At 54.6% G+C, this 16,947-nt stretch carries 19 protein-coding genes; 9 read left to right on the forward strand and 10 right to left on the reverse strand.

Going from position 1 to position 16,947, the window contains the following annotated elements; all coding sequences use genetic code 11:
- The first annotated feature begins 208 nt into the window (after nt 1-208).
- A complete protein-coding gene (gene grxD / locus ACW9E7_RS07795) occupies nt 209-556 on the forward strand; it encodes a monothiol glutaredoxin 4 (RefSeq protein ID WP_458727518.1) in 348 nt (115 codons plus the stop codon).
- Nucleotides 557-601: 45 nt separating this feature from the next.
- On the opposite strand, the gene rnt is transcribed toward grxD, so the two are convergent.
- The 5 genes from rnt to eptA all read right to left on the reverse strand — a co-directional run bounded on the left by rnt (nt 602) and on the right by eptA (nt 5,274).
- A complete protein-coding gene (gene rnt, locus ACW9E7_RS07800) occupies nt 602-1,252 on the reverse strand; it encodes a ribonuclease T (RefSeq protein ID WP_061098432.1) in 651 nt (216 codons plus the stop codon).
- A 95-nt stretch (nt 1,253-1,347) separates the two neighbouring features.
- Entirely contained in the window at nt 1,348-1,755 is a 408-nt protein-coding gene (gloA, locus tag ACW9E7_RS07805; RefSeq protein WP_008500591.1) for a lactoylglutathione lyase, read from the reverse strand.
- A 100-nt stretch (nt 1,756-1,855) separates the two neighbouring features.
- Nucleotides 1,856-2,953, reverse strand: a complete 1,098-nt coding sequence (gene nemA, locus ACW9E7_RS07810; RefSeq protein ID WP_115874861.1) for an alkene reductase — start codon at nt 2,951-2,953, stop codon at nt 1,856-1,858.
- 54 nt (nt 2,954-3,007) lie between these two features.
- Nucleotides 3,008-3,607 (reverse strand): TetR/AcrR family transcriptional regulator, encoded by a 600-nt coding sequence (locus tag ACW9E7_RS07815; RefSeq protein WP_111965654.1) that lies wholly within the window; start codon nt 3,605-3,607, stop codon nt 3,008-3,010.
- A gap of 41 nt (nt 3,608-3,648) precedes the next feature.
- On the reverse strand, nt 3,649-5,274 hold the full coding sequence (gene eptA, locus ACW9E7_RS07820; protein ID WP_127730531.1) for a phosphoethanolamine transferase EptA: 1,626 nt from the start codon (nt 5,272-5,274) through the stop codon (nt 3,649-3,651).
- A 149-nt stretch (nt 5,275-5,423) separates the two neighbouring features.
- Between eptA and ACW9E7_RS07825 the strand changes: the two genes are divergently transcribed.
- The 3 genes from ACW9E7_RS07825 to sodC all read left to right on the forward strand — a co-directional run bounded on the left by ACW9E7_RS07825 (nt 5,424) and on the right by sodC (nt 7,207).
- On the forward strand, nt 5,424-5,663 hold the full coding sequence (locus ACW9E7_RS07825) for a DUF1289 domain-containing protein (protein ID WP_008500587.1): 240 nt from the start codon (nt 5,424-5,426) through the stop codon (nt 5,661-5,663).
- A gap of 48 nt (nt 5,664-5,711) precedes the next feature.
- On the forward strand, nt 5,712-6,608 hold the full coding sequence (locus tag ACW9E7_RS07830; RefSeq protein ID WP_032638255.1) for an aldo/keto reductase: 897 nt from the start codon (nt 5,712-5,714) through the stop codon (nt 6,606-6,608).
- Nucleotides 6,609-6,688: 80 nt separating this feature from the next.
- Nucleotides 6,689-7,207, forward strand: coding sequence for a superoxide dismutase [Cu-Zn] SodC (sodC, locus tag ACW9E7_RS07835; RefSeq protein ID WP_115874864.1), 519 nt, complete (start codon nt 6,689-6,691; stop codon nt 7,205-7,207).
- Here sodC and ACW9E7_RS07840 read toward each other — a convergent pair.
- Genes ACW9E7_RS07840 through ACW9E7_RS07850 form a run of 3 tightly spaced genes read right to left on the reverse strand, consistent with a single transcriptional unit; the run spans nt 7,186 to nt 10,318 of the window.
- The gene (locus ACW9E7_RS07840) at nt 7,186-9,219 is read right to left on the reverse strand and encodes an FUSC family protein (protein WP_252092802.1); all 2,034 of its coding nucleotides are present in this window, start codon (nt 9,217-9,219) and stop codon (nt 7,186-7,188) included. The two genes, sodC and ACW9E7_RS07840, sit on opposite strands and share 22 nt — an antisense overlap.
- On the reverse strand, nt 9,219-10,079 hold the full coding sequence (locus tag ACW9E7_RS07845; protein WP_115874865.1) for an efflux RND transporter periplasmic adaptor subunit: 861 nt from the start codon (nt 10,077-10,079) through the stop codon (nt 9,219-9,221). The genes ACW9E7_RS07840 and ACW9E7_RS07845 overlap by 1 nt, the downstream gene beginning before the upstream one ends.
- Nucleotides 10,080-10,081: 2 nt before the next feature.
- Complete coding sequence (locus tag ACW9E7_RS07850) at nt 10,082-10,318, reverse strand: DUF1656 domain-containing protein (protein ID WP_111965660.1); 237 nt, start codon at nt 10,316-10,318, stop codon at nt 10,082-10,084.
- A 186-nt stretch (nt 10,319-10,504) separates the two neighbouring features.
- On the opposite strand from ACW9E7_RS07850, the gene slyA reads away from it, so the two are divergent.
- The gene (slyA, locus tag ACW9E7_RS07855; RefSeq protein WP_111965661.1) at nt 10,505-10,945 is read left to right on the forward strand and encodes a transcriptional regulator SlyA; all 441 of its coding nucleotides are present in this window, start codon (nt 10,505-10,507) and stop codon (nt 10,943-10,945) included.
- Between the two features lie 35 nt (nt 10,946-10,980).
- Here the strand turns inward: slyA and ACW9E7_RS07860 are convergent, their stop codons facing one another.
- Together ACW9E7_RS07860 and slyB are read right to left on the reverse strand one after the other, a co-directional pair.
- Nucleotides 10,981-12,342 (reverse strand): sensor domain-containing diguanylate cyclase, encoded by a 1,362-nt coding sequence (locus ACW9E7_RS07860; protein ID WP_271367736.1) that lies wholly within the window; start codon nt 12,340-12,342, stop codon nt 10,981-10,983.
- 198 nt (nt 12,343-12,540) lie between these two features.
- Nucleotides 12,541-13,008 (reverse strand): outer membrane lipoprotein SlyB, encoded by a 468-nt coding sequence (gene slyB / locus ACW9E7_RS07865; RefSeq protein ID WP_047348789.1) that lies wholly within the window; start codon nt 13,006-13,008, stop codon nt 12,541-12,543.
- Nucleotides 13,009-13,262: 254 nt separating this feature from the next.
- On the opposite strand from slyB, the gene anmK reads away from it, so the two are divergent.
- The 4 genes from anmK to tyrS all read left to right on the forward strand — a co-directional run bounded on the left by anmK (nt 13,263) and on the right by tyrS (nt 16,919).
- On the forward strand, nt 13,263-14,387 hold the full coding sequence (gene anmK, locus ACW9E7_RS07870; RefSeq protein WP_458727519.1) for an anhydro-N-acetylmuramic acid kinase: 1,125 nt from the start codon (nt 13,263-13,265) through the stop codon (nt 14,385-14,387).
- A gap of 93 nt (nt 14,388-14,480) precedes the next feature.
- Nucleotides 14,481-14,804 carry a C-type lysozyme inhibitor gene (gene mliC, locus ACW9E7_RS07875; RefSeq protein WP_025758348.1) on the forward strand — a complete coding sequence of 108 codons (324 nt, stop codon included), beginning with the start codon at nt 14,481-14,483 and terminating at the stop codon, nt 14,802-14,804.
- A gap of 57 nt (nt 14,805-14,861) precedes the next feature.
- The gene (pdxH, locus tag ACW9E7_RS07880) at nt 14,862-15,518 is read left to right on the forward strand and encodes a pyridoxamine 5'-phosphate oxidase (protein WP_111965664.1); all 657 of its coding nucleotides are present in this window, start codon (nt 14,862-14,864) and stop codon (nt 15,516-15,518) included.
- 126 nt (nt 15,519-15,644) lie between these two features.
- Nucleotides 15,645-16,919: a tyrosine--tRNA ligase gene (gene tyrS / locus ACW9E7_RS07885; RefSeq protein ID WP_136194739.1), complete on the forward strand. Its 1,275-nt coding sequence runs from the start codon at nt 15,645-15,647 to the stop codon at nt 16,917-16,919.
- The last annotated feature ends 28 nt before the right edge of the window (nt 16,920-16,947 follow it).

Below are 16,947 nucleotides of genomic sequence, written 5' to 3' on the forward strand. Positions count from 1 at the left end.
AGTGCAAAAAAATTCATCGTTCTGTCGCACATTTGCCCGCTCCCTAAGCAAAACCCTGAATGCGGCAGGGGTAAACACCATTTGCAATGCAACTTTTCGTGACTCGGGGTAGAATGTATAAACGTGACAAAAATGTTATTTTCCGATGCCAGTCTGAACCGCTACAATGTCAGACGAATGCCGTAACAGAAGTTAAAGGAAGCAAGACATGAGCACCACTATTGAAAAAATCCAGCGCCAGATCGCTGAAAACCCGATTCTGCTGTATATGAAAGGTTCTCCGAAGCTGCCAAGCTGCGGCTTCTCCGCACAAGCGGTTCAGGCGCTGTCAGCCTGTGGTGAGCGTTTTGCTTACGTTGATATCCTGCAGAATCCGGACATCCGCGCTGAGCTGCCTAAGTACGCTAACTGGCCGACTTTCCCACAGCTGTGGGTTGACGGCGAACTGGTTGGCGGCTGCGATATCCTGATTGAAATGTATCAGCGCGGCGAACTGCAGCAGCTGATCAAAGAGACGGCGGCGAAGTACAAAACGGAAGAGCGGGACGCAGAGTAATTTTCTGCGCAAATAAAAAAGCGACCAGATAAGGTCGCTTTTTTTTTATTCTTCGCTGTCACCCATCGGCAGCGGCCAGCCGCCAAGACGCTTCCAGCGGTTGACGATCTCACAGAACAGCTCTGCGGTGCGCTCCGTATCGTATAGAGCGGAGTGCGCCTGCGTTCCGTCGAACGGAATGCCAGCCGTAATGCAGGCTTTAGATAACACCGTTTGTCCCAGCGCCAGGCCGCTCAATGCGGCGGTGTCGAAGGTGACAAAAGGGTGGAAGGGGTTGCGTTTGAGCGACGCGCGCTCCGCGGCAGCCATGGTAAAGCTGTGATCGAAGGTGGCGTTATGGGCCACCATAATGGCGCGGCTGCAGTTGCTCTCTTTCATGCCTTTACGCACCATTTTAAAAATGGCGTGCAGCGCATCATATTCACTGACGGCACCGCGCAGCGGGTTATGCGGATCGATACCGTTAAACGCCAGCGCTTCCGGCTGTAAGTTTGCCCCTTCGAAAGGTTCAACGTGGAAATGCAGCGTGGTGTCCGGTGTAAGCCAGCCCTGTTCATCCATCTTCAGCGTGATGGCGGCAATTTCGAGCAGCGCATCGGTTTTAGCGTTAAATCCGGCTGTTTCTACATCAATGACAACGGGATAAAAACCACGAAAACGGTCGCACAGACCGCTAAATTGAGCGTTATCGGACATCAGGGTCTCTTACATGGGGAAAAAGCAGAGCGCATTATGGCAAATTTTGCGGGGTGATGCAGTAAAACTACGGGCGCACGTTGCGCCCTGAGGGATCAGTTGCCCAGACCGCGACCGGCGTCTTTGGCTTCAATCAGCTCGATTTTGTAACCGTCCGGATCTTCCACAAACGCAATCACGGTGGTGCCGCCTTTTACCGGGCCCGCTTCGCGCGTGACGTTACCGCCATTTTTGCGAATGCGTTCGCACGCATCGGCCGCGTTATCCACTTCCAGCGCGATATGGCCGTAGGCCGTGCCCAGCTCATAGCTGTCAACGCCCCAGTTGTAGGTCAGCTCGATCACTGCTTCATCCGTTTCCGGGCCGTAACCCACGAACGCCAGCGAGTATTTGTATTCCGGGTTTTCGCTGGTGCGCAGCAGCTTCATGCCCAGGACGTTAGTGTAGAAATCGATAGAACGTTGCAGGTCGCCAACGCGCAGCATGGTGTGAAGTAGGCGCATAATTTCCTCATTAACCAATGGAATAAAAAAGCTTTTTGATCAGAAACGATGTTTTAGTATAGCGGCGAACTGTCGCCGCTATCAATGAACAATGGCGAGATTACAGTGAAGGGTAGTCGGTGTAGCCTTCCGCGCCGCCGCCGTAGAAGCTTTCCGGACGCTGCGGGTTGAGCGCTGCTTTTTTCTGCAGACGAGCAACCAGATCCGGGTTGGCGATGTAGTCACGGCCAAACGCGACGGCATCAATCAGCCCTTTATTAATCAGATCTTCGGCTTTCTCCGGCGTATACGCCCCTGCACCAATGATGACCCCGTGGAAACGTTCGCGCACTTTCTGACGGAAAGCCTCAGTGTATGGCTTGCCGCCGGCCCAGTCCGGCTCGGACATGTGCAGATAAGCGATGCCACGTTTAGCCAGTTCTTCGATCAGGTACAGTGCATCGGCTTCTTCGTTCGGACCGTTGTCGACGTTCTGGAAAGAACCGATTGGGGAAACGCGGATCCCGATACGATCCGGGCTCCACTCCTGACATACGGCATCAACCACTTCCAGTACCAGGCGAGCGCGATTTTCGACGCTGCCGCCGTACTGGTCGGTGCGATGGTTAGACGACGGTGACAGGAACTGGTGCAGCAGGTAGCCGTGCGCGGAGTGCAGCTCAATCAGGTCAAAACCGGCTTCACGAGCGTTGGCCACGGCCTGGCGGAAGTCGTTAACGATACCCGGGATTTCATCCAGCTCCAGGGCACGTGGCATAGAGGTATCCACGCGGATCGCATTACCATTTTCATCACGCAGGGAAGTGCGGGTATTTGCACTCAGGGCCGAAGCGGAGACCGGAGCCTGGCCGCCAGGCTGAATGCTGCTGTGAGAGATACGACCGGTATGCCACAGCTGGACCGCAATGCGACCCTCTTCAGCGTGAACGCCTGCGGTAATTTTCTGCCATGCGGCGATCTGTTCCGGGCTGTGAAGGCCTGGCGCGCCCGCATAACCCTTCGCCTGAGCAGAAATCTGTGTGGCCTCCGTAATGATCAGGCCAGAGCTTGCGCGCTGACGATAGTATTCGCCCATCAGGGGGGTGGGGATGTCACCCGGCTCAATGCTGCGCAGACGGGTCAGCGGAGCCATAAACACGCGGTTTGGCGCCGTGACGGCACCCACTTTCAATGGGGTAAACAGTTTTTCAGCTGACATAAAGACTCCTGAGTAGACCAGTCGACTAGTAATAAGGTAAATAAAAAGCGCCCGTTATACGCCTGGCGCAGTAATACTGTTTTTCACATGTGCCAGCGCGCTTTCCAGCGGCAGGGCACTGCGCGAAATTTTTGCCTGCAGGTTGGCTCCTAACCAGAGGGAGTAGAGCACCTGAGACTGCATTAAGGGGTCGCCGGAAAAGGCCAGCGTTTTTTCTTCGCGGCCTTTTTCCAGCGCCTGGGCCAGCAGGGCGATTACGCCGCGGGCACCCTTATCCATCGCCGAGCGCATATCTTCGGAAAGATCGCACACTTCGGCAGACAGTTTGACCGTCAGGCATCCGCTGATAATGCCCTGCTGGCAGAACTGGTTCAGCGTTTCCTGATAGTAATTCAGAACACGATCCCGGTAGTTTCCCTCACCCGACGCAAAGTGGGTCGCCAGACGCTGGTGATAGCCAGCATAATGACGCTCCAGCATCGCCACGCCAAAGGCCTCTTTGGACCGGAAGTAGTGATAAAACGACCCCTTCGGTACTTCAGCGGTTTTTAATAACTCGCTCAACCCCATACCGGTAAACCCGCGATGCATGCAAAGCTGCTCGCCGGTTGCCAGTAGATGTTCGCGGGTATCGTGTTCAGTATTTCTGCTCATGGCCGCACTCTAATAGACCGTTCGGTCTAATGCAAGCGAGTTTACTGACGACATGCACTCAGTATATCCAGCTGCGGTTGATAAACCGTTGATTTCACGTCCATCATACCCAATACGGTTGAGAACAAATTGTCCTGGGAAACCGCATTTTTTGCTGCCTGGTCACGCAAACACTGTCCGTTGATGCCAAAGTTTTTTGCATAATCCGGTGACAGCCAGAACATAAACGGAATATGAGTTTGCTGCTCCGGCGCCAGCATGTACGGCGTGCCGTGCAGATAAATACCGCTTTCACCCAGTGATTCACCGTGATCCGAAAGGTAAATCAGCGCGGTGTTCATGCTTGCCTGTCGCGCTTTCAGCGCATCAATGGTTTTGCTGACCATGCTGTCGGTATAGAGGATAGTGTTGTCATAGGTGTTTACCAGCGCCTGATGGTCGCAATCCTGAATTTCATTGGTGTCGCAGGTTGGGGTGAATTTCCGGAAATTGTCCGGGTAACGGCGATAGTACGCCGGTCCATGACTCCCCATCAGGTGGATAACCAGCACCGTATCTTGCTTCACGCCATCCAGCACGTTGTCCAGACGGTAGAAGTTCACGTCGTCAATACAGGATTTATCTTTACAGAACTGATCCAGATTCCACTGCGTCATATCGGTATGGGGGATGCGATCGCAGGCACCTTTACACCCGCCGTCGTTGTCGCGCCACAGCAGATTGATTCCCGCATGCTTCAGCACATCGAGCAGACCTTCCTGATGGTGTGCAAGGTCGGCATCGTACTTGCTGCGCGTCATGCCGGAGAACATGCACGGAACGGAAACCGCGGTTTCAGTGCCGCATGAGGAGGCCTGCGGGAAGTTAATCACATCCTGCTTTTTTAGCTCCGGGTTGGTTTCACGATCGTAACCGTTCAGGGAGTAGTTTGCCGCGCGAGACGCTTCGCCGACGACAAGCACCAGAACGGTTTTCTTTTGTTGACCGGAAATCAGTGGCCCTTTATGGGCATCTTCACCAATCCGCACCAGCGTCTGATCGCCGGCAAACCAGCGCATCTTGCTGTACTTCACCACGGCGCTGACATAGTTCGCCGGAGTGACCATTTTGACGATGCTTTTGTTATTGCGGAAAAGCGACGCGTAATCTTTATAAAACAGCGCGGCAACCAGAATAATCACCAGCAGAGCGCCGAGCATCGCGGCAACCCGCGTCAGCAGGGCATACCACCATTTCCCGGTACGAATGCGGGTAAGAGCCAGCACCACCGAGGGAACGAGGCCTGCGATAACAATCCACAGAATCATCTGCGGGGTCACCAGGGCGGTTGCTTCCTGAGAGTTGGTTTCGAAGACATTCACAATCATATTCTGATCGATCACCGCGCCGTAAGTGTACATAAAATACGTCGCAGCGGCGCAACCGATGGTTAAAACAATCAGCAGCGGTTTACGGATATACGGGATATTAAGCAGGCTAAAGACAATCACCCAGCCACAAAACAGCACCAGCGGTACGGAGGCGGCAAAGAGGAAGTCGTGCAGATGGATTGGGCCGATGATGGCCCAGCTGCGCTGGATAAACAGCCCGTTGATTAACGTAAAGAAGAGAGCACAACCCAGAGTAAATTTAATGTCGTTACAGTGTAACTTTTTGATTGACCACATCGATCGGTAAACCTGTTATTGTCATGATGGGCCGAGTATAGAGAGGGAAGATTAGTGAAACCTTAATGCCACAAATCTGTGCTACAGGCCTTGCACGTGGCGCGTTTAGCGTCTTCACTGTAGGTGAGAGTGGCTATCTGGAGGTGAGTGTGGCAGAGCAGCTGGAGTTTTTCCCCATCCAGAGCCCGTGCCGGGGTATTTGTCAGGTGGATGAACGCGGATATTGCCGTGGATGCATGCGTACCCGTGACGAGCGTTTCAACTGGCAAAACTTTAGCGACACGCAAAAGCAGGAGGTACTACGCCTCTGTCGACAGCGCCTTCTGCGCAAAATACGCGCAAACAAAGCGGGTGAGACCGAAGAACCCCAGCAACCTTCACTTTTTTAACACGGTAATTGCGTATACTCATGACATCACGTCCTTGAGGAAAATGTTATGGTTCAGCGAATTACCCTTGCCCCCCAGGGGCCAGAATTCTCCCGTTTTGTGATGGGCTACTGGCGCCTGATGGACTGGAATATGTCTCCGCTCCAGCTGGCGAGCTTTATTGAAGAGCACCTCGATTTAGGCATCACCACGGTCGATCATGCGGATATTTACGGTGGCTACCAGTGCGAGGCCGCGTTCGGCGAGGCGCTTAAGCTGGTTCCGGCACTGCGCGATCGCATGGAAATTGTCACGAAGTGTGGGATTGCCACCACGGCAAAGCCGGAACACGCCCTCGGTCATTACATCACCGACAGCGCGCATATCATCAAGAGCGCCGAGCAGTCGCTGGTCAATCTGGCGACCGATCGTATCGACCTGCTGTTAATCCACCGCCCCGACCCGCTGATGGATGCTGACGAGGTGGCCGAAGCTTTCCTGAACCTCCATCAGAGTGGGAAAGTGCGTCATTTCGGCGTTTCTAACTTTACCCCGGCGCAGTTTGCGCTTCTTCAGTCTCGTCTGCCGTTTACCCTGGCCACAAACCAGGTTGAGATCTCCCCGGTTCACCAGCCGCTGCTGCTGGATGGTACCCTCGATCAGCTACAACAGCTGCGCATTCGCCCGATGGCCTGGTCCTGCCTGGGGGGCGGACGCCTGTTTAATGATGATGAATTCCAGCCGCTGCGCAACGAGCTTGAGACGATCGCCCGCGAACTGAACGCGGAAAGCATCGAACAGGTGGTTTACGCGTGGATCCTGCGCCTGCCGTCAAAACCGCTGCCCATTATCGGTTCCGGCAAAATAGAACGCGTGCGTTCTGCACTGGCCGCTGAAGAGCTGCAGATGACCCGCCAGCAGTGGTTCCGCATCCGCAAAGCCGCTCTGGGTTACGACGTGCCATAAACCGCCAGAAGGTGACTTTCCGGTGAAATCTTTGCCCCTGGTATACACTTAAGGGGCAAAAAATAACCCGCGGAGGTCATATGAAGCGTTTTGCTCTGGCACTGATCACGCTGGTTGTTTGCGCAGGGGCGCAGGCAGCCAGCGACGAAGTGGAAATGAATCTCGTCACCCCACAAGGAGTGGGTCAGTCCATCGGGACGGTGAAAATCACGGAAACCGATAAAGGACTGGAGTTTGCCCCCAGCCTCAAAGCACTCCCGCCCGGTGAGCATGGTTTCCATGTTCATGCCAAAGGCAGCTGTCAGCCCGCTTTAAAAGAAGGTAAACCGTCGGCGGCGGAAGCGGCAGGAGGGCACCTCGATCCCCAGCATTCCGGTAAGCATGAAGGCCCGGATGGAATGGGGCATTTAGGCGATCTGCCCGTGCTGGTGGTCAATAACGACGGTAAAGCCACCGAACCCGTCGTCGCGCCGCGTCTGAAAAAGCTGGATGAGGTGAAAGGCAAAGCGCTGATGATCCATGTCGGCGGCGACAATATGTCCGATCGGCCTAAACCGCTTGGCGGCGGAGGGGCACGCTATGCGTGCGGCGTGATCTGATCCCCAATCGTTCCCGGCGGTGGTGCCTGCTCCAGCTGCGACAGCGAGCAGTGCAGCCGCCAGATTATCGAGGCCAAATCACGGGCTGCAGGCAGATGATGCTGTGCAAGCGTATCGCAGATCCGCTGCAGTTCATTAAGAGTGGTTGCCAGCGGGCGCTGCTGAACACCGCGTTCGCTCATCACATCGCGCAGCAGGGATATGCAAACATCACGAACCTGCGACAGCGGGTCGGAACGCGTTTCCCACCCGCGAAGCTGCCAGACCACGTGCGAGCAGTTCAACAGCACCACGCCCCAGCGCAGTAGCCAGCGCCGGGAAAGTGCGTCCTGGCTGCTGTTCAGCTGGCTGACGTGATGATAAACCAGCGATTCATATTCGTTTTCACTCATGTGTGGTTTACGGCTGAGCTGGTCGACAAACCCTCTGCGTAACTCTCGGATATGCCTGCGGCTCTTGCGTGCATCGGAGCCGGGACGCAACACCGCGAATGCCAGCCACGCCAGCCCCACGCCAAGGATCTTTGCCAGGTTGTCATTGAGAAAGTCGGCGTAATCATAAACCGGCGGATTCGTTACGGAGATAAACGAGCCCATAAAGACAATCAGCTGTCCCCAGAGGCCCGCCAGCTTCGGCATCTGCAGCTTCAGAAGCTGCATGGTGGTCAACAGGGGAAACAGGAACAGCAGGAACTGCCAAAGATCGCTTATCTGCACCATCAGGCCAAATTTCACCACGAAGCTGAACAGCGATAGCAGCACCAGCGTGCGCAACAGGAGAGTCAGAGAGTTGAACGGCGATGCCGCGACGGAGTAAAGCACGCAGCTGATGGCGGCAAGCGTCAGGGCCGCCGTACCGGACTCCCACTGCGTGGTAATGCTCCATGCTCCCACCAGCATCAGCGCACAGAAGGTGCGAAAACCGCTCCACAACGCTTCAAGATAGTCGGTATGGCGTGCAAGTGCCGGGCTGCCGGGGACGTTGAACTCCGTCAATGGGGTCGCATTCTCGACGGCCATAATCCAGCGGCTGCTGCGCAGGTACAGACGGCAGAAGTAGTTCAGGCGCTGCCAGAAGGCGCGATGGCGGTAGTCGTACTCATCAACCGGGGCGAGCGGGGCGATGATCTTCGCAACGGTGTAGATGTCCGCATCCGGGCGCGCAAGTGCCGCGAGCAGCGTTTCGATAACGGCACGGGTGTTATCCGGCGGCGTCGGCCAGTTGAGCAGCATCCGGCGCAGGCTGGAGATGGCGCTGGTCATACGCAGCTGCTGATGCAGCAAATAGTTAAGTAGGGTGTTCTGGCGGCGAAAGCGGTAGTGACTCCAGAACGCCTGAATACGCAACAGATTCATCGTCAGAATCTGTCCGATAACCTTTTCATGCGCGAGGCGGATATCGTCGCTGTTATCCGGTTGCCACAGCAGGCTCGCGTGTTCCAGTAGCCGGGTGTGCATGGTTTTTAGCGCAGTGATAAGCGCTGTGCCGTCGGATGTGCTGGGGAGGATCATCATCATGAAGCCGCCGCTGAGGATCCCGACAATCACTTCACAGACGCGCGCCTGGGCGATATTCCACAGCTCGGTGGTGTCGAGCACGTTAACTACCGGAAAGGCGATAATGGCGGCGGTATAGCCCGCCAGCTGAAAAGCGTAGGCGACGTTATTAGTAAAATGGGCGCAGGCCCAGGTACAGCCCCCCAGCCATGCCGCCATACTGAGCAGGAACAGCCACGGATCGTTCAGCGTATGCCCGGCGATAATTAACGCTGCGGTGGCGCCCAGCAGGCTGCCTGCGATACGGCCAAGGCTTTTACTGATCACCCCGCCCACCGTTGGGAAACTAACCACCGCCGCAGACGTCATCGCCCAGTAGGGCTCATCCAGGTTCAGGTAATAGGCGACGGTCAGCGCCAGACACATGGCAATGCCGTTACGTAGGGCGTAGCGCCACTGTGGGCGCGTCGCTTTCATCCACGGCGTGTTTTGCCAGGCGATCCCCTGCAGCTTCATTAACGGGTTCCAATGGAGACTGTGCAGGTGGTGCCGGACACCAGCGTAATGTCCTGCGGTAAACGGTCAAACTCCACGCGAACCGGAACGCGCTGGGCCAGACGCACCCAGGGTACGTTCGGCTTAATATCCGGCACAAGACCTGAATCCGTTTCAACGCTTTGATCGTAAATGGCACGGCCAACGCTGGATACGTGACCCTGTAACCTCTGAGAGCCGCTGTAAAGCGTTATCGTGGCTGGCGAGCCCTCGCGAATATGCCGAAGCTTGGTCTCTTCGAAATAGCCCACGACGTAGAAGGAGTGACTGTCGACGAGGGCGAATATCGGTTGTCCCGTGGTGGCATAATTCCCCACGCGGGCGGAGAGGTTGGTCACCCATCCATCGACAGGTGCTGTAATCACAGTTTGGGTCAGCTGCCACTGCGCCTGCTTCAGCGTCGCCTCCGCCACGTTGACGTTAGCCTGCATTGCCTTCACGTTGATATTGGCGGTATCTAAGTCTTCCGCTGAGATGTAGTTTTGCGACAGGTGACGGCGGCGATTGGCCTCGTTGTTGGCCTTTGCCAGATCCGACTGGGCTTTTGCCAGCTGGGCCTGGGCGTTCAGAATCGCAATGTGGTACGGGGTATCGTCGATACGGAATAAAACGTCCCCCTTTTTGACAAACTGGTTATCCTTAACTAAAAGCGTTGTGATACTTCCCGACACCTGAGGAGTAATGCTGACCTGTTCAGCGCGAACTTTGCCGTCACGCGTCCAGGGCGACTGCATATAAAAATTCCACATCCACCACCCCGCAACCAGCGCGAGGGCAAGGACAAAAAGGGTGGAAAAGTACTTTAGCGTTTTCAAGGACATATTCACCACACAGTCAAAACGGCAAGGCCCAGGCATACGGAAAGGGCAAACAGGGAAAGATCCATCAGCATGGGATGCCAGATTTCACCGGAGTACATCCAGTCGCGAAGCAGACGATGCGCGATGAGCCAGAGCAGAAAACCCACCAGAACGGCCTTAAACAGCGGAGGAAAATAGACTGACGCACCGAAGATCAGGTCCTGAAGGGGCAACCCCTCTGAGCGATGAAAAAACGTCACGGGCAGAAATCCTTTGCAGTGAACAGAATGCCGCGTTGGCTTGTCTTAGTATGATGAAGCATAACAATTCAGTGTAAGTCATACTTTTAAGTTCGATGAATGCAGTATTGCATTTGTTTTGGCAATACAAATGCTGCACACTATTCTAAAATCAGTATAATAACTTAGCAAGCTAATTATAAGGAGATGAAATTGGAATCGCCATTAGGTTCTGATCTGGCAAGGTTGGTACGCGTCTGGCGTGCTCTGATTGACCATCGCCTGAAACCTCTGGAACTCACACAGACGCATTGGGTCACGCTGCACAACATCCATCAGCTGCCGCCCGATCAGTCGCAAATTCAGCTGGCAAAAGCGATAGGGATTGAGCAACCGTCGCTGGTGCGCACGCTTGACCAGCTGGAAGAGAAGGGGTTGATCTCGCGGCAAACCTGCGCCAGCGATCGTCGCGCCAAGCGGATTAAACTCACCGAGAAAGCGGCGCCAATCATCACGGAAATGGAAGCCGTGATCACCAGGACGCGCGGTGAAATCCTGTCAGGCGTTTCACCCGCGGAGCTGGAAATGCTCATCAGCCTTATTGCTCGCCTTGAGCAAAACATCCATGAGCTGCATTCTCGCGACTAATAAACACCAAGGCCTTGCAGCAGCAAGGCCTTTTTTTATTTAAAGACGACCACACGATTACGTCCCGTCTCCTTCGCTTCATACATCGCTTTGTCGGCGTTTTCCACGCACGTTTCTGCGGCTATCGCGGGTGACGTCGCCGTATACACCCCCATGCTGATGGTGACTGGCTCCGGTAGTTGACCGCCGCTGCTGGTGTTATCGAAGCTGCTCAGATTTAACCGTATGCGCTCCGCCACCTGGTGCGCTGCTTCTGATGAGGTGTTGGCCAGCATCAGAACAAACTCCTCACCACCGATACGGGCCGCGATGTCCTGCGGGCGTACGGAATCCATCAGCAGGTTAGCGACAAACTGAAGGACTTTGTCGCCCTGAAGATGCCCGTAGGTGTCGTTGATACGCTTGAAGCGATCGAGATCGCTGACGATGACGGAAACAGGGCGGCTGGGTTTGGCAATATCCAGCGCCTGCTTTAATGTTTCATAAAAATAGCTGCGGTTATAAAGGCGCGTCAGCGGGTCGCGAATTGAGTTCTGGTACGACTGCTGATACTTGGCGTGCGAGTCGCGATACAGCCTGAAAACATCGTAGAGCAGAACAAAAATGAGCAGCAGCGTGGCGACAGTCTCAAATAAGCGGGCGCGATACCAGGAGATATCTTCGACATTTCCACCCGCTAACAGCATTGTGAGCGTGACGATATAGCAGACGCACAGAAAATTACCGCCCACCCAGAATAAGTTGCGTATGCGCGTAATAAACATCAGCGTTCCTAATGTCACCACCCAGAGTGCAATTAATGCAATATTAATGAAGTGGCTCCAGAGAACCATAAACTCACGGGTTTCATTATCCACCAGATCAATGGATAAAAATGAAGAGTGACTGGAATACATCCAGGCCAACCCTACTGCAAAGACGGTAAAGAGAAACTCGCCGCCCACAATAAGGATATGCGCCAGTCGTGAAAGAGGACAATTGCGCGTGGTATAGAGTATTGCCGAAACGATTATTAGCACCGCCATTAAAAGATGGCGGAACATATAGAAGATCATCGCATCGTTGTAGTTTACAGCGTTGAACTGATAGAGGTCCAGCCAGGCGGGAAAGCAGGACAACGTTCCGACCATCAGCGATGCCGCCCCGGCAAAGGCAAAAGCGATCGCTACCAGATACAACCGTTTTCGGTCACACCAGTATTTCATTGCCATAAAGAAGGCAATAAACAGGTTAAACACCAGCAAAAAAATGGTGAGCGTAGGGAACAAATGAGACGAGAAGCTAGGTACCCATTCGGCAATTTTCGAAAACAGGGCGTGTAATATGCCAATGACAACAATACAACCCAGACAGAACGAGGTATAACGACCCTTTACGGAACGATGATTAGAAAACATATACGTTTTTAATGGCTTTATAATGAATTAAGGTGAGGTAATTGCGAGAGTTTAATCAATTAGCCTGCTAAATACTTTGCGCAAAAACAATATATGATGTGGTTAAAAATTGGCGGGGTGAATTTATTTTGTAAATATATTTGTGGGAGTGATATATATTGTAAATGGATGTGGTCCGATGACCACATCCATTTTTAATTAACGTGGAGAAACGGTCACCTGGCTTCCGTTGCTTGCCAGAACGACGCGCTGGCCTGCAGAGAAGCGAGTGTTGCCTTGTTTCTGGACAACCATGATAGTGCTGCCATCGTCTTTACGAATTTCCAGCTCTACGCCCTGAGTTTTGTTCATTGCGCCCTGAACGCCCTGGCCAGCTACACCACCTGCAACGGCGCCTGCGGCCGTCGCCAGCGAGCGGCCAGTGCCACCGCCGACGGTATTACCCAGGAAACCACCCAGGACGGCACCGCCGATTGCGCCCATCACGTTGTTTTCATCACCACCCTGGATCTGTACAGGGCGTGCGTTAACAACGGTACCGTAAGTTACGTTCTGAACCTGTTTCGCTTCAGAAGCGCTGTAAACGTCGCCAGAGAGTGAACTGTCATTCACACAGCCAGCCAGAGTTAAACCAATCAGCGAAACGCCCAGTACACGTAAAATCATTTGAATCTCCTGTTCACCAAAAACGCCCGGTTGGGGCATCCGTTATGGCTAAATTATATGGCATAAGGAGCCATAGTTCATATCTTTGCACTAACAATAAGAAAATTGTACTTGAATTTGACTTAACGAGAGATAAACAGGAACCGCCCGCGTTACGCGTCTGACATTGTTAAAAAATATTATCGCCGGATGGCAAAGCTGCGCCGTTTATGGTTGAGTGGGTATCCTTAGCCCACGCAACGTAAGGAAAGCGCATGAAATCGGGTCGCTACATTGGTGTGATGTCAGGCACCAGTCTGGATGGGGTAGATGTCGTTCTGGCCGCCATTGACGAAAACATGGTGGCACAGCAGGCGAGCCTGACCTGGCCAATCCCCATTTCACTGAAAGAGGATATTTTGAGCATTTGTCAGGGGCAGCAGCTGACCCTCTCCCAGCTTGGACAGCTTGATGTTCGCCTGGGGGCGCTGTTTGCGGATGCGGTGTTGGCTTTAATGCAGAAAGAACATCTTCGCCCGCAGGATGTGGTGGCCATCGGGTGTCATGGACAAACGGTCTGGCATGAACCCGGAGGAGTTGCCCCGCATACGCTGCAAATCGGTGATAACAACCAGATTGTGGCGAAGACGGGCGTGACGGTGGTTGGCGATTTCCGTCGTCGCGATATCGCCCTTGGCGGACAGGGCGCGCCGCTGGTGCCTGCGTTCCATCAGGCGCTACTGGCGCACCCTTCAGAACGTCGTATGGTGCTCAACATTGGTGGGATCGCCAATCTGTCGATGCTGATCCCGGGGCAGCCGGTGCGCGGCTACGATACCGGCCCGGGCAATATGCTGATGGATGCCTGGATCTGGCGTCAGTGCGGTCAACCTTATGATAAAAACGCGGAGTGGGCGAGCGAGGGTAAGGTGATTATCCCGCTGCTGCAGTCCATGCTGAGCGACCCTTATTTTGCCTTACCGGCACCGAAAAGTACGGGGCGTGAATACTTCAACTTTGGCTGGCTTGAGCGCCAGCTGGCGTTATTCCCGGCGCTTGCACCGCAGGATGTCCAGGCGACGCTTGCCGAGCTCACGGCCGTGTCGATTTCCGAACAGGTGCTCCTCAGCGGCGGATGCGAACGCCTGCTGGTGTGCGGCGGGGGAAGCCGTAACCCGCTGGTGATGGCGCGTCTTGCGGGGCTACTGCCGGGTACCGAAGTGTCTACGACCGATGAGGCTGGCATCAGCGGGGATGACATGGAGGCGCTGGCTTTCGCCTGGCTTGCCTGGCGTACGATTGCCGGGCTGCCGGGCAATTTGCCGTCGGTAACCGGTGCTCGCGAGGCGAGCGTTCTTGGGGCGATTTTCCCGGCGAATCCGCGTCATAATCAGAGTTAACTGAAATTCAGCGCGGTGCGTCGCCGTTAGAATGAAACGAAACAGGAGGGCGGACATGCCCTCCAGGACCAGGAAAGTCTTCGGAATACGCCCATGAAAAAACTTCTTCTTATTGCCGCTCCTTTGTTGCTGTCAGGATGCAGCGTCTACAACCAGCTCCTTGAGCGCATGCAGACCGATACGCTGGAGTATCGCTGCGACGAAAAACCGCTGACCGTGAAGCTGAACAATCCACGCCAGGAAGCCAGTTTTGTTTACGACAATAAATTGCTTACGCTGAAGCAGGGCATTTCAGCCTCAGGCGCCCGCTACACTGACGGTATCTATGTCTTCTGGTCGAAAGGCGACAGCGCCACGGTCTACAAACGCGACCGCATTGTGCTGAACAATTGCCAGCTTGAAAATCCGAAGCGTTGAGATTTTTACAGGGGCGGCGCACAATAGCGCCACCCACTCTCAATGTCAGCTAACGCCATGTCAGATAACGACGAACTGCAGCAAATTGCGCATCTGCGCCGTGAATACACCAAAGGCGGCCTGCGTCGCCAGGATCTTCCCGCTGAACCCCTCGTGCTTTTTGAACGCTGGCTGAAACAGGCCTGCGAAGCGAAGCTCGCCGACCCCACGGCCATGGTTGTCGCGACGGTGGATGAAAACGGTCAACCCTATCAGCGCATCGTATTGCTCAAGCATTATGACGAGAAAGGACTGGTGTTCTACACCAACCTTGGCAGCCGCAAAGCGCACCATCTGGAAAACAATCCGCGTATCAGCCTGCTGTTCCCGTGGCACATGCTGGAACGTCAGGTCATGGTGACCGGCAAAGCGGAACGTCTTTCGACGCTGGAAGTGGTGAAGTATTTCCACAGCCGCCCGCGTGACAGCCAGATTGGCGCCTGGGTATCAAAACAGTCGAGCCGCATTTCCGCCCGCGGCGTGCTGGAAAGTAAATTCCTGGAGCTGAAGCAGAAGTTCCAGCAGGGTGAAATCCCACTGCCGAGCTTCTGGGGTGGTTTCCGCATCCCGATAGATCAGATTGAGTTCTGGCAGGGGGGCGAACATCGCCTGCACGACCGCTTTTTATACCAGCGCGAGAATGGCGGCTGGAAAATCGACAGACTGGCACCGTAATCCCCGAAATTTGTTGATTTAAGCGCTAGCGCACGCCGCGCTTGCGCTTTATTCTATGGGTCCTTTCGCATCAGGCGAAAAGTCGTGTACCGGCAAAGGTGCAGTCGTTTATACATGGAGAATTTGATGGCAAGCAGTAACTTGATTAAACAATTGCAAGAGCGGGGCCTCGTGGCCCAGGTGACGGACGAGGAAGCGTTAGCAGAGCGACTGGCGCAAGGCCCGATCGCGCTCTATTGCGGCTTCGATCCCACCGCTGACAGCTTGCATTTGGGGCATCTTGTTCCATTGTTATGCCTGAAACGCTTCCAGATGGCGGGCCATAAGCCTGTTGCCCTGGTGGGCGGCGCGACCGGTCTGATTGGTGACCCAAGCTTTAAAGCCGCTGAGCGTAAACTGAACACTGAAGATACCGTGCAGGAGTGGGTGGATAAGATCCGCAAACAGGTTGCGCCGTTCCTCGACTTCAACTGTGGTGACAACGCCGCGATTGCCGCCAACAACTACGACTGGTTTGGCAGCATGAACGTGCTGACCTTCCTGCGTGACATCGGCAAACACTTCTCTGTTAACCAGATGATTAACAAAGAGGCCGTGAAGCAGCGTCTGAACCGTGACGACCAGGGTATCTCCTTTACCGAGTTCTCCTACAACCTGCTGCAGGGGTATGACTTTGCCTGCCTGAACAAACTGCACGGCGTTTCCCTGCAGATTGGCGGTTCTGACCAGTGGGGCAACATCACCTCCGGTATCGATCTGACCCGTCGTCTGCACCAGAACCAGGTGTTTGGTCTGACCGTTCCGCTGATTACCAAAGCAGACGGCACCAAATTTGGTAAGACTGAGGGCGGCGCGGTATGGCTCGATCCGAAGAAAACCAGTCCGTACAAATTCTACCAGTTCTGGATCAACACGGCGGATGCCGATGTTTATCGCTTCCTGAAGTTCTTCACCTTCATGGATATCGCAGAGATCAACGCGCTGGAAGAAGAAGATAAGAACAGCGGTAAAGCGCCACGCGCGCAGTACGTGCTGGCGGATGAAGTGACCAAACTGGTTCACGGTGAAGAAGGTCTGGCCGCGGCAAAACGCATTACCGCTAGCCTGTTTAACGGCACCCTGAGCGATCTGAGCGAAGCGGACTTTGAACAGCTGGCGCAGGACGGCGTGCCAATGGTTGAGATGGAGAGAGGGGCTGACCTGATGCAGGCGCTGGTGGACTCTGAACTGCAGCCTTCCCGCGGTCAGGCGCGTAAAACCATCGCGTCTAACGCGATCACCATCAACGGTGAGAAACAGGCCGACCCGGAATACACCTTCGTTGACGGCGATCGTCTGTATGGTCGCTACACGCTGCTGCGTCGCGGCAAGAAAAACTACTGCCTTGTCTGCTGGAAGTAATTAACAGTCTCCAGGGGCGTGGGAAACC

Source organism: Enterobacter sp. H2G27 (genome assembly GCF_054403075.1).